Raw genomic sequence first — 12285 nt, forward strand, 5'->3', positions numbered from 1 at the left:
ATCAGGCGGCGGAACGCACCGCGCCGACCCGCAGGGCGGCGGTCAGCGCGTCGATGACGCGGTCCTGGTCGGCGTCGCTGAGACCCGGGTAGAGCGGCAGCGACAGCTGTTGGGAGTAGAACGACTCGGCCACCGGGCAGGATCCGCGCCGGTACCCCAGGTCGGCGAAGGCCGGGTGCCAGTGCACCGGCACGTAGTTGACCTGTACGCCGATCCCGGCGGCGCGCATCCGGTCGTACACCTCGCGGCGGCGTCCGTCGAGCACCCGGATCGGGTAGAGGTGCCAGGCCGGGTCGGCCCACGACCTGCGGCCGGGCAGCAGCACCCCGTCCAGGTCGGCGAGCGCTTCGTCGTAGCGGGCGACCAGGGCGGTCCGGCGTGCCTTGAACGCGGCCAGCCGGCGCAGTTGGCTGCGGCCCAGGGCGCAGAGCACGTCGGGCAGCCGGTAGTTCAGCCCGAACTCGTGCACCTCCTGGTGCCAGCCGCCCTCGTCGGGGAAGCGCAGGTCGTCGCGGTCGCGGACCATGCCGACGCCCCGGTACCGGCGGGCCCGCTTCAGGATCTCCGGGTCCAGCGCGGCGACCGCGCCGCCCTCCGCGGTGGTCAGGTTCTTCGTGGGGAAGAACGAGAACGTGGTCAGGTCGGCGAGCGAGCCCACCGACCGACCGCGGTACGTCCCGCCGATCGAGTGCGCCGCGTCGGCGAGCAGCAGCGCGTCGCTGCCCTCGATCGACGTGCGCAGCGCGTCGTAGTCGGCGGGATGGCCGGCGTAGTCGACAGCGGCGACGACAGCGGTCCGCGAGGTGACCGCGGCGGCGGCCGCCGCCGGGTCGAGGCAGAACGTCTCGTCGTCGACGTCGGCGAACACGATCGTCGCGCCGAGGGCGACCGCGCTGCTGGCGGTCGCCACGAACGTCATCGGCGAGACGACCACCTCGTCACCCGGTCCCACCCCGGCCGCCGCGTACGCCACGTGCAGCGCCGCGGTGCCGTTGGACACGGCGGCGACCCCGACCCCGCCGGTCCATCGGGCGAGGTCGGCCTCGAAGGCGTCGACCTGCGGCCCGGTGGTGAGCCAGTCGCCGCGCAGCACGTCGGCGACGGCCGCGATGTCGTCCTCGTCGATCGACTGTCGGCCGTACGGGAGCATCCCCGTCATCCGTTGATGCCGAGCATGTCGCGCAACTGCTCGACGGTGAGCCATTCGTCGTTGGTGTCCGACTGGTAGGCGAAGCCGTCCGGCACCGGGTCACAGTCGACCGGCGCCTGGTAGCCCCAGGTCGCGATGGTTGGCTGGACGATGAAGCGGCCGTCGGCGCGCAGCGTTCGCCGGCTGTCGTCGGGCGCGATCATCTCCTCGTGCAGCTTCTCGCCCGGCCGGATCCCGATCTCGTGGGTGGTGGCGTCCGGTGCCACGGCCTCGACCAGGTCGAGGATGCGCATGCTCGGGATACGCGGCACGAACAGTTCGCCGCCCTGCATCTGGTCGAACGAGTCCATGACGAACTGCACGGCCTGGTCGAGCGTGATCCAGAAGCGGGTCATCCGCTTGTCGGTGATCGGCAGGCTCTTGCCCTCGGCGGCCAGCCGGCGGAACAGCGGAACTACCGAACCACGGCTGCCCACCACGTTGCCGTAGCGCACCACGGCGAACCGGGTGGGGTGCTGGGCGGCGTAGTGGTTGGCCGAGACGAACAGCTTGTCGCCGACCAGCTTCGTCGCCCCGTACAGGTTGATCGGGCTGGACGCCTTGTCGGTGGAGAGCGCGATGACCTTCTTGACGCCGGCCTCGATCGCCGCGTCGACGACGTGCTGCGAGCCGGTGATGTTGGTGGCGATGTACTCCGAGGGGTTGTACTCCGCGGTGTCCACCTGCTTCAGCGCGGCGGCGTGCACCACGTGGTCCACGCCGTGCATGGCGCGGGTCAGGCGGTGCCGATCCCGGATGTCGCCGATGAACCAGCGCAGCCGCGGGTCGTCGCCGAGCTGTTGGCGCAGCTCGTACTGCTTGAGCTCGTCGCGGGAGAAGACCACCACGCGGGCGGGATCGGCCTCGTTGAGGATGTGCCGGAGGAACGTCCTGCCGAAGGAACCAGTTCCCCCGGTGATCAGAATGGACGATCCATTCAACTCACTCAATGTGGTGCTCCCGTGTTCGTGGATGAACGAGCGGCCCTGGGCCGGCCGACCGGGGTGACACGCTAGCCATGGCGGGTTAACTCCCCGGCGTTCGCGGGTGAACCGCAAACTCTGGTCCCGTGAATGCCGGACACCGTGCAGGCAAACACTTCCGACCGCCCGACAGGTGGGCTGACCTGGCCCGATCGGGCCGCTACAGTGACCGCGCGTACGACCGGCTGCCCTGCGCGCAGTCGGCTCCCGCGTTCACCCGACATCCACACCAGCCCGGTGCGAGCGGGCCACCCCGGCGTCACCGGGGCGGCCCGACGAGCCCGTCACATCGGCGTGGGCCCGGTCCGGCCGGCAGTTCTGGAGGCGTTGATGGCACCCGGTAGTGACGTGATCGAACGGCCGGTGACGGTGGCCGGGACGCCGAGCGGCCCGCCCGCCCGGCGTTGGCTCGTACCACTGCTGCTCGTCGTCGGTTGGGTGCTCAGCGTGGCCTGGCGGATGTGGTGGTCCCGGCACATCGTGCTGCCGATCGCGCACACCGACGAGGACAGCTACCTGAACACCGCCCGCGCGCTGGCCGGCGGCCCGGGAGGCTTCAGCAGCGAGAACGACCTGCTGCGCCGGGTCGGCTACCCGATGCTGATCTCACCGGCGTTCCTCGGCGACCGGGACTTCACCGACAGCTACCGGCTCGTCCAGCTGATCAACGCGATGGTGAACTCCGCGCTGCTGCCGCTGGCGTACCTGTTCGGTCGTCGCCTGTTCCCACTGCGCCGCTCGTACGCCCTGCTCGGCGCCGTCGCGGCGGCGACCCTGCCGGCCACCGCCTTCTACTCGGGCGTCGCCATGATCGACGCTGTGATGGCGCCACTCGTGGTCGCCTGGCTGCTCGCCGTACACCGCTGGATCTCCCGGCCCGGCCCGCTCGCCGCCGCCACCGTCGGCCTGCTGGTCGGCGGTTTCCACCTGCTGCACTCCCGCGGCCTGGTGATCGTGGCGGTGCACGCCGGGCTGGTCCTGCTGCTGTTCGTCCGCCGCCGGATCAGCCCACCAGCGGTGCTCGCGGCGCTGCTGCCGGTGCTCGCCATGGCGCTCGTCAACGCGGTCGTCATCCGCCACCTCGGCGACAAGGTCTACCTGCTGGGCAGCACCCCCGGCGGCAGCACGCTGGAGGCGCTCGCCTCCGCCCAGGGGGTGATCCGCACCAGCGCGGCAGTCACCACCCAGCTCTGGTACCTCGTGGTGATCACGTTCGGGATGGCCGGGGTGGCCTGGGCCGGCGCCGTGCGCGAGCTGTGGCGTCCACGGCACGGCGACGCGGCACGCTGGACGATGGGCGTGGCACTTGTGGTGACCGTCGGGGTGGCCGGCGGCGCGTCGGTGATCCTCTCCGGCATCACCGGCAAGCCGCTGGACGCCATCTACGGCCGGTACGTGCAGATGTTGGCACCGTTCTGGCTGCTGGTCGGGCTGGGGATGTTGTTCACCGCCGGGTGGCAGGCGGTGCTGCGCCGGTCGGCCGTCGCGGTGGCGCTGCTCGTCGGCGGTGGCGCGCTGGTCGCCGCCCGACTCGCGTACGTGGCCAGCCAGGGCCACCGGTTGCGCTACGGCGGTTTCAGCGCGCCGGACCTGGTGGCGTTGACCGGCGGCTGGCATGAGCTGCGGCCGGTGGTCGGATCGCTCGTCGGCGTCGCCGGCTGTGTGCTGCTCGTCGCCGCCGTCCGGGTGCCCCGCCTGCGGCTGCCGATGCTCGGTGTCCTGGTGGTGGTCAACCTCGTCACCATGCAGGTCATCGACAAGCGGATCGTGCAGCCCACCGCCGCGAGCACCGCGCCCACGCCCCGGGTGGCCGACGTCGGCGTACGCCCCGGCGAGCGGGTGTGGGCCTCGACCGGCGTGCACTACATCCTCCGGTTCAACCTCAGCCACCAGGTGACCTGGACCGACGTCAGGTGGTTCGGGCTCGGGCAGCCGCCGGCCGCCGCGCAGGTGGTGTTCGCCCGCTGGGCGCCCGGGCAGGCCGACGACTGGGACGGCACCGCGTACGGCTTCGTTCGGCTCGGCGGCAACCCGGAGCAGCACTGGGCGGCCTGGCGGCGCGCCTGACCTCATCGGCCCCGGTGGACACCGCTATTCGTGAACGGCGGATGTCCACCGGGGGGACCGGCAGTTAATGGTTAACCTCCAGTCCGGAAAACGTTCCGACAATCAGCGCTGACGGCGGTCCTCCCGAGCCAGGGAAATCGGGATGACGGTGATTTCCCGACCGTCGGACAGCTCCTGTCGTGGGGTGCCCTCGACGAATCTGAAACGCCGGTTCATCTGTCGTACCACCGTATTGTGGCCGAGCACCTCGCCGTCGAGTCGATCCAGGTGCAGCCCGTCGAACGCGTACTCGACGGCCTCCCGCATGACCCCCAGCCAGGCCGGCAGCGTCTCGCCCCGCCCGTCCAGCCCGTCGGCGTCCAGATAGAAGCCCCACGCCCCGGTACGGGGGCCGTCCAGGCGCAGGTCGAAGAAGGTGACCACCCCGCAGGGGACGTCGTCGCGGACGTACACCAGCACCCGCCGGGACGGGTCGTCGCGGACTGCCGACCACCACCGGGCGTGCTCCTCGACGGTGATCTCGTGACTGGTCTTGCTGACCTGTCGATTGGTTTCCTGATTACGCCAGGACAACATCAGATGAACGTCGTCCGCCGTTGCTTCGCGCAACACGTGCGTCTCGCTTTCCTCGCCGTTCACGTCGGGTCCCGGCACCTTACCCGGGCCTACCGGGAAATCAGATCTCCATTCGTCGGGTTGTAGACTGCGGCACATGAACGAATTGAGTCGCGCGCAGATCCGCGACCTCATGGCTCAGGTGCTGAAGAACCAGGACAAGGAGCTGCCCGCGGACGACGCGGCGCAGTTGCGGGAGATCGGCTTCCGGTCGCTCGACTTCTCCGAGCTGGCCCTGCGGGTGGAGGACGAGACGGGGGAGGAGCTCAACTTCGACGCCCCTGGGCTGCGTCGCATCGCCACCGTCGGGGACGTCCTCGACTTCCTCGTCGAGCTTCAACACCAGTGACCCTCACGACGTCGCGGCGCCCCACCCCCGGGCACCCGGAGCCGGCCGGTGTCGACAACCGACTGGTCGTCGGTGGCGCCGCGCTGACCTGGCGCGCACTGCCGACGCCGGTCCTGCCCGATCCGGCGGCCGTGCTCGCCCATTCCGCCGTGCACGCGCTCACCGCCGCGTGGCAGCACGCCGTGCACGGCACCGAGCTGCTGCTCAGCACCACCGGCCGGGTCGACGACGCGATGCGCGCCGAGGTGCTGGAGGCCGGGTTCACCGTCACCGTCCTCGACGACGACGGAGGGCACCCGAGCGCACCGGCCCGGGCGCGAGCCGCCGAGCCCGGCCGGCTCTGGCTGCTGACCTCGGGCTCCACCGGGCGACCGAAGCGGGTCGGGCACACCCTCGACACGCTCACCACAGTGCGCGCCGACCAGCCCGACCGGACCTGGCTCTGCCCGTACGCCCCCGGCACGTACGCCTGGTGGCAGGTGGTCACCCTGTCGCTGACCCAGCCCGGCCAGCACCTGGTGGTGGTCGAGCCCGACGAGTTGGACGACTGGCCCTCGATCGCTGCCGCCCACGGGGTCGACGCGGCCTCCGGCACCCCGACCTTCTGGCGGCGCACCCTCTACCGCGACGCCGACGCGCTGGCCCGGGTGCCGCTGCGTCAGATCACCCTCGGCGGAGAGCCGGTGGACCAGGCGATCCTGGACCAGCTCCGGGCACTCTTCCCGGCGGCCCGGATCTCCTGGATCTACGCGTCCTCCGAGGTGGGGGCGTCCATTGTGGTGCACGACGGGCAAGCCGGGTTCCCGGTCGACTGGCTGGACCGGGAGACCCCGGGCCGCCCGACGCTCTCCGTCCGCGACGACGAGCTGGTGGTCACCTCCCCGTACCACGGGGCCGGGCTCGGCGGCCCGGTCCGCACCGGCGACCGGGTGCAGGTGCTCGACGGCCGGGTGCTGATCACCGGCCGACTGGACTCCGACGAGATCAACGTCGGTGGCAGCAAGGTCTCCGCCGGCGTGGTCCGCAACGTGCTCAGTGGTCACCCCGCGGTGGCCTGGGCCCGGGTGACCGGCCGCCGTGCCCCGGTGCTCGGGCGGATGGTGGTCGCCGAGGTCGTCCTCACCGCGTCCTCAGTGGACACCGACGAGGCCGCGCTGGTCCGCTGGTGCGCCGACCGGCTACCCGAGCACGCGGTGCCCCGCCGCATTCGCGTCCTGACCGAGATTCCCGTCAAGGAGACCCTGAAGAGCGATGTCTGAGCCCGCCGACACCCCACTCGTCCCGCCCAGCTCCGTCGTGCTCGTCTCCGGCGGCTCCCGTGGCCTGGGCCTGGCCATCGTCACCGACCTGCTCGACGCCGGCGTACGGGTGGCCGCGTTCGCCCGCACCGTCACCCCGGAGCTGGAGAAGCTCGCCGCCGAGCACCCCGACCTGGTGCACGTCGGCTCGGTGGACGTCACCGACCTGCGCGCCGCGCAGAGCTTCATCCGCGAGGTGGAGCAACACCTCGGCCCGATCGACGGCATCGTCAACAACGCCGCGATGGGGCAGGACTCCCTGCACGCGCACACCGCCAACGAGGACATCGCCCGGATCATCGAGACCAACCTGACCGCCCCGCTGCAGCTGACCCGGTTGGTGATCCGCCGGATGCTCGCCAAGGGGCTGCGCGGGCGGATCGTCAACATCACCTCGATCTGCGGGCAGCGTGGCTTCCCCGGCCTCGTCGCGTACTCGGCCACCAAGGGCGGCATGGACGCCGCCACCCGTTCGCTCGCCCGCGAACTGGGCGGCCGGATGCTCGTCAACTCGGTGGCGCCCGGCTTCTTCGCCTCGGAGATGTCGGCGGTGCTCGGCCCGACCCAGCTCGACCAGATCGTGCGCCGCACCCCGACGGGTCACCTGACCGAGCCGGTGGAGGTCACCCCTGTCGTGCGGATGCTGCTGCGGGAGCACACCAACATCAACGGCCAGGTCATCGTGGTGGACGGTGCCGCCGCCATCTGACCTGCGGCCGGGTCTCCCGCCGGCTGACCCGGCGCGGCCGGCAGGCGGTGCCCGGACGGCCGTGTCGCCGGGGGTGGGCGCCGCCGTGACCCGTCCGGTGCCGGCGTTGCTGGCTGCCGCCGAGCGGCACCTGCGCTGCGGGTCACCGGCCGCCCTGGCCGACGCGGTGACCCGCAGTTACCTCGACGACGGGCGCTGCGTCGGCTGGTACGGGCCGTCGGTGCCCGGTTGGCGGGTGGCGATCGACGCGGAACGCGCCGACGCCCCGGTGCCGCCGGCGCTGGCCCGCCGGTTCGGCGCGAGCGACTTCTGGGCGCGGTGGACTCGCGCCGAGTGCTACTGCAAGTTGGCCGACGTGCCAGTGGCGTCCTGGTGGCATCGGCACGGCCTGGGCGCGCCGGCCGACGGACCGGCAGTCTGGCGGACCCTGCGGCTGGCCGACCTGGTGATCACCGTCGGCTTCGCCCCGACCCTCCCGCCCCCGCCGCCCGCCCCGGCCCCGGCTCCGCCCCGGTCGATCAAGGAGTTGTGGTGCTGTGCAGAACGGGCACCGACGGGCGAAACGCCCACCACAACTCCATGATCGACGGGCCAGGGCCGAGGCAGGGCCCGGGATGGGCCTGGGGTTAGATCTCGTTCCAGGTCAGGGGGGTTCCGCGGGGGACGTCAGTGGTGAAGGTGCGGCCCAGCACCCGGTCGATCTCCACCGGGGCCAGCCCGCCGGCCGGCCGGATCGAGCGGACGTTCTGCGCGGTCACCGGGTCGCCGGCCCGGACGTCCTCGACCACGAAGAGCGACCGGCGGAACCGCAGCCCCTCCTGCTCGGCGGGGGTCGGGCCGATCGCGGTGCCGCCCAGGGCCGCGTACGCCCGGCCGGATTCGGCGACCAGGGCGGTGAGTTCGGCCGGGTTCAGCGAGAAGTCCGAGTCCACGCCACCGTCGGCCCGGTCCAGCGTCACGTGCTTCTCGATGAAGCAGGCACCCAGCGCCACCGAGGCGACAGCTACCCCGATGCCGGGCGTGTGGTCGGAAAGCCCCACCGGCACGTCGAACGCGCCGGCCAGCACCGGCAACCGGCGCAGGTTGCTGTCGGCCGGCGGTGCCGGGTAAGAGGCGGTGCAGGCGAGCAGGACGATGCCCGCCGCGCCACCCTCGCGGGCGGTGCGTACAGCGGCGTCGATCTCGGCGACCGTCGCCATCCCGGTGGAGATCACCATCGGCTTGCCGGTGCTGGCCACGAGCCGGATCAGCGGTAGGTCGACCAGCTCCGACGAAGCGATCTTGTACGCCGGCGCGTCGAGCGACTCCAGCAACTCCACGGCGGTCGCGTCGAACGGCGACGAGAAGACGGTCAGGCCACGCTCGCGGGCCCGCGCGAAGATCGGGGCGTGCCACTCGTACGGGGTGTGCGCGCGCTCGTAGAGGCGGTACAGGTTCTCCCCGCCCCACAGCTCGTGCCCACTGGAGATCCGGAACGCGGGGGTGTCGACGTCGATGGTGATCGTGTCCGGTCGGTACGTCTGGAGCTTGAGCGCGTGCGCACCGCTCTCGGCCACCGCGTCGACGATGGCCAGCGCCCGGTTCAGATCGCCGTTGTGGTTGCCGGACATCTCGGCGACCACGAACGGTCGCTCCCCGGCACCGACCGCGTGCGGTCCGATCTTGATTGTCGCCGTCATTCCGACCTCTGCTCAGGTACGCCCGCACCGTGGTGCGGTGGTGCTGTCGTCGTCCACCCGGCGGGCGGACGACCTGGAAAACCGGGACGCCGGGAGCCGCCCCGGCTCCCGGCGTGCTCGGTGGTGGAGTCGGTCACGGCAGCCGGCCACCGGCCAGCGCGTCGCGCCGTTCCGACGCGGGCCCACCGTCGCGCGTCGGCTCGGCGCCCGCCGCTCGGCCCGGGTCCTCGTCGGCGGCGGCCGGACCGCTGTCGGCCGAACCACTGTCGGCGCCGGCCACCGGGCCGGGCCGTCGCAGGCGGCCGGCGACCCGGTGGGCCTGGCGCAGCGCCGAGTACGCCAACCAGTCACCCCGCCCGACGAGGCGGTGCTTGAGCCCGGACACTCCCGGGGGCGGCTGGTGGTCGCCGCTGGGCAGGTACCGCCGGTAGTGCGCGGCGGCCCGCTGGAAGAAGTCACGTCGCAGGTGTGGGTGCAGCCGACCGTCGTTGCCCACCACCACCAGGTAGTGGTTGATCATCAGCTCGAACAGTTCGGCCTGCAACCGCTCGTCCGGGTGCTTCCGGGCGACCCAGTCCATCAGCCGCTCGTACTGGTCGAAGGCGTCGAAGTGCCGGCCGCTGCGGGTGGAGGTGATGGCGCCCTGGCGGCCCTGGCGGTACAGGTAGCAGACCCGGTCCAGCACGGAGATCTTCTCGGCCCCGATCAGCAGCGGGTGGCTGAACGGGATGTCCTCGTACCAGCCGGGGAAGAAGCGCAGCTCCAGCTCGTCCATGAAGTCCCGGCGGACAACCTTGTTCCACGCGGTGTGCTGCACCCGCAGCAGCCGCGGTTGGTCGGCGAGCCGGGTCACGTCGGGTATCCCGCGCAGCAGCGGGCTGCTCGCGTCGACCTCCCGTCGGCCGTCCTCGTGCACCCGCAGGTGGTCGAGCATCAGCACGTCGGGCTGGTGCTGGCGCAACCGGTCCAGCACCGCGGCGATGGTGCCCGACGGCAACCAGTCGTCGCTGTCGACGAACCAGACGTACCGGCCGGTGGCCACGTCGAGCCCGGCGTTGCGGGCCAACCCCAGACCCACGTTGCTGCTCAGGTGCACGACACGGACGCCGGTGCGGCCGACCGCGTACGCGCGGAGCATGTCGCCGCAGCCGTCCGGGGAGGCGTCGTCGACGGCGATCAGCTCGACCGCTTCCGACTCGCCCGCCGGGATGTCGGCCCGGATCGACTCGAGGCACTGGTACAGGTACGCCTCGACGCCGTACACGGGCACGACGATGCTCAGCAGCGGTGCGTGCGTCGGCTCATTGACCACGTCCGCCACCTTCGACGACCCGGGTGGCCGGCCCCGGAACCTGACGTTGCCGCCGATGGTGGAATCCCTGAACTCCCGCCCAGCGGAAGGTTAACGCCGGCCGGTGGGCCGCGCCCGGGCCCTGGGGCCGTGGCCTGGTGGGGCGGGTGGGACGCGTCCGGTTCCGCCGGTAGTGACCCGGTAGGGTGCCTCGGTGCGGCCCTGCCGGGCCGTCGTGGGCGTCGCCGTCGCGCCGTCCGACGCCGCGCCGAGGAGGATACGAACCGTGCTGGTGACCCTGCCGAGCGCCGGGATCCCGGCATGACGAGCGTCGCCGCGACGTCGGCCGCCGGGCCAGCACCCGCCCCGTCCCGGCTGCCCTCGCTGACCGGGCTGCGGTGGATCGCCGCCCTGCTGGTCTTCGGCTTCCACGCGGGCACCATGCGGATCATCGCCGAGCCGGACTACAAGGCGGTTGTCGACGCGTTGTTCACCCTCGGCCTCTCCGGGGTGCAGTTCTTCTTCATCCTCAGCGGCTTCGTGCTCGTCTGGTCGGCCCGTGTGGGCGACTCCCGGCGTACCTTCTGGCGTCGCCGGGTCGCCAAGATCTACCCCAACCACCTGGTGTTGTGGGCAGCGACGCTGGTGGTCGCCTGGTGGTTCGCCGACCCGGTCCTGCCGGTGGCCGCGCTAGAGAACCTGCTGCTGTTGCAGGCGTGGGACCCCCGGCCGGGCTGGTTCTACAGCATCAACACGGTCAGTTGGTCGCTCTCCTGCGAGTTCTTCTTCTACCTCTGCCTTCCGCTGGTGTTGCCGTTGCTGCGCCGGGCCCGACCGAAGCTGCTCTGGGCGTTGGTCGTCGCCATGCCGCTGCTGATCCTCGCGCTGTGGCCGGCGCAGGAGTTGGTGCCGGAGGTGAGTCGGTGGTGGTTCACCCAGGTCTTCCCACCGGTCCGGTCGCTGGAGTTCTGGCTGGGGGCGGTGGCGGCCGAGTTGATGCGCCGAGGGCTGTGGCGCGGTCCCCGGCTGACGGTGGCCAGCGGGATCTTCGTGGTCACCTGGGTGGCGGCGGCGCAGTGGATCCGCGCCGAGCTGTGGACCACGCTGCTCGCCGTCGCGTACCTCTTGGTGATCACCGCCGCCGCGGACGCGGACGTGCGGGGTCGGCGCTCGCCGTGGCGGTCCCGGCCGTTGATCTGGCTCGGTGAGGTCTCGTTCGCCTTCTACCTCGTGCACGTGCTGGTGATGACGAGCGTGCTGCGCTGGAGCGGCACCTGGGGGGTCGGCTTCGCGGGTTGGCGTGGCCCGGCCGTGGTGCTCGGCTTCCTGGTGGCGAACCTGATCCTCGCCGGGCTGCTGCACCGCTTCGTCGAGACGCCGATGATGCGCCGGCTCGCGCCGCGCCGTGCGGCTCGTCCGGCGTCCGTCCCCCGACAGCGGACCGCCGCCGACGACGCCGGAGACCCCGCGAGCAACGCCCGCGGCGAGGCCGGCGGGGCCGCCGACGAGGCCGGTCAGCCCGGCGGTCGATCACCGTACGTCGACCGGCGCTGACAGCATCCGCCCTGGTCAGCAGGGTCGGCGCGGCGTGATCCGACACGCCCGTGGTCGGTGCGCCCGGGTCGGCCCGACGGTAGCGTGGTGACGTGCTTCCGGTCGCGTTCACCTGTCCGCTGTGGTGGGTGGCGCGCTGGGCGACGCGGGTGCTGACCAGCCTCGCCGTCGTCGCGGCCCTGGCGCTCGGCGCAGGCCCGGCCACGGCCGCCACGTCGACGCCCAGCCCGGTGCCGACGTCGCAGGCGGTGCCGGCCTTCGACGCCGCCGGGTCGTCGGCAGCCTCCTGCCGGCAGGTGGGGTCGCACCGTGCGGCGCGCTCGGCGACACCGCCCGAGGCCGCCGAACGGTCGGCTGCGGCATGCTCGGTCGACGCGCCGGTGGCTCGTCCCGGCGACCAGGGCGTCGTCGCGGCCGGCGTGCTGCCGGTCCGCTCGGCCGGGCCGGACCGGCTGCCCCTCGTCCACGCGGCGAGCAATCGGGCTTCCCGGGCCCCACCGGCGCGCTGAGCCACCGGGACGACAGTCCCCTCACCGCGCCCCGTCGACAGA

General features: G+C 72.2%; 12 protein-coding genes. 7 read left to right on the forward strand and 5 right to left on the reverse strand.

The window, feature by feature from the left end; genetic code table 11:
* Position 1: 1 nt before the first annotated feature.
* Complete coding sequence (locus ABZ406_RS07125; RefSeq protein ID WP_357756636.1) at positions 2 to 1159, reverse strand: DegT/DnrJ/EryC1/StrS family aminotransferase; 1158 nt, start codon at positions 1157 to 1159, stop codon at positions 2 to 4.
* A complete protein-coding gene (gene pseB, locus ABZ406_RS07130; protein ID WP_112585521.1) occupies positions 1156 to 2139 on the reverse strand; it encodes a UDP-N-acetylglucosamine 4,6-dehydratase (inverting) in 984 nt (327 codons plus the stop codon). Before pseB ends, ABZ406_RS07125 begins: the two co-directional genes overlap by 4 nt.
* Before the next feature lie 363 nt (positions 2140 to 2502).
* Here pseB and ABZ406_RS07135 point away from each other — a divergent pair, with 363 nt between their 5' ends.
* The gene (locus ABZ406_RS07135) at positions 2503 to 4239 is read left to right on the forward strand and encodes a hypothetical protein (protein ID WP_357756638.1); all 1737 of its coding nucleotides are present in this window, start codon (positions 2503 to 2505) and stop codon (positions 4237 to 4239) included.
* Positions 4240 to 4341: 102 nt separating this feature from the next.
* Here the strand turns inward: ABZ406_RS07135 and ABZ406_RS07140 are convergent, their stop codons facing one another.
* A complete protein-coding gene (locus tag ABZ406_RS07140) occupies positions 4342 to 4878 on the reverse strand; it encodes a GNAT family N-acetyltransferase (RefSeq protein ID WP_357756640.1) in 537 nt (178 codons plus the stop codon).
* Between the two features lie 73 nt (positions 4879 to 4951).
* Between ABZ406_RS07140 and ABZ406_RS07145 the strand changes: the two genes are divergently transcribed.
* The 4 genes from ABZ406_RS07145 to ABZ406_RS07160 all read left to right on the forward strand — a co-directional run bounded on the left by ABZ406_RS07145 (position 4952) and on the right by ABZ406_RS07160 (position 7793).
* Positions 4952 to 5203, forward strand: coding sequence for an acyl carrier protein (locus ABZ406_RS07145; protein WP_091401397.1), 252 nt, complete (start codon positions 4952 to 4954; stop codon positions 5201 to 5203).
* Positions 5200 to 6462: an AMP-binding protein gene (locus ABZ406_RS07150; RefSeq protein WP_357756644.1), complete on the forward strand. Its 1263-nt coding sequence runs from the start codon at positions 5200 to 5202 to the stop codon at positions 6460 to 6462. The genes ABZ406_RS07145 and ABZ406_RS07150 overlap by 4 nt, the downstream gene beginning before the upstream one ends.
* Positions 6455 to 7210, forward strand: coding sequence for an SDR family NAD(P)-dependent oxidoreductase (locus ABZ406_RS07155; RefSeq protein ID WP_357756647.1), 756 nt, complete (start codon positions 6455 to 6457; stop codon positions 7208 to 7210). The genes ABZ406_RS07150 and ABZ406_RS07155 overlap by 8 nt, the downstream gene beginning before the upstream one ends.
* Positions 7211 to 7295: 85 nt before the next feature.
* A complete protein-coding gene (locus ABZ406_RS07160) occupies positions 7296 to 7793 on the forward strand; it encodes a hypothetical protein (RefSeq protein WP_357756650.1) in 498 nt (165 codons plus the stop codon).
* Positions 7794 to 7836: 43 nt separating this feature from the next.
* On the opposite strand, the gene pseI is transcribed toward ABZ406_RS07160, so the two are convergent.
* Together pseI and ABZ406_RS07170 are read right to left on the reverse strand one after the other, a co-directional pair.
* Positions 7837 to 8889, reverse strand: a complete 1053-nt coding sequence (gene pseI, locus ABZ406_RS07165; RefSeq protein ID WP_357756653.1) for a pseudaminic acid synthase — start codon at positions 8887 to 8889, stop codon at positions 7837 to 7839.
* A gap of 133 nt (positions 8890 to 9022) precedes the next feature.
* Positions 9023 to 10201 (reverse strand): glycosyltransferase, encoded by a 1179-nt coding sequence (locus ABZ406_RS07170; RefSeq protein ID WP_357756656.1) that lies wholly within the window; start codon positions 10199 to 10201, stop codon positions 9023 to 9025.
* A gap of 300 nt (positions 10202 to 10501) precedes the next feature.
* Here ABZ406_RS07170 and ABZ406_RS07175 point away from each other — a divergent pair, with 300 nt between their 5' ends.
* A complete protein-coding gene (locus tag ABZ406_RS07175; RefSeq protein WP_357756659.1) occupies positions 10502 to 11734 on the forward strand; it encodes an acyltransferase in 1233 nt (410 codons plus the stop codon).
* Between the two features lie 92 nt (positions 11735 to 11826).
* Complete coding sequence (locus tag ABZ406_RS07180) at positions 11827 to 12243, forward strand: hypothetical protein (RefSeq protein ID WP_357756661.1); 417 nt, start codon at positions 11827 to 11829, stop codon at positions 12241 to 12243.
* Positions 12244 to 12285: the final 42 nt, after the last annotated feature.

The sequence above is a fragment of the Micromonospora sp. NPDC005710 genome, from assembly GCF_040630995.1.
GTDB lineage: Bacteria > Actinomycetota > Actinomycetes > Mycobacteriales > Micromonosporaceae > Micromonospora.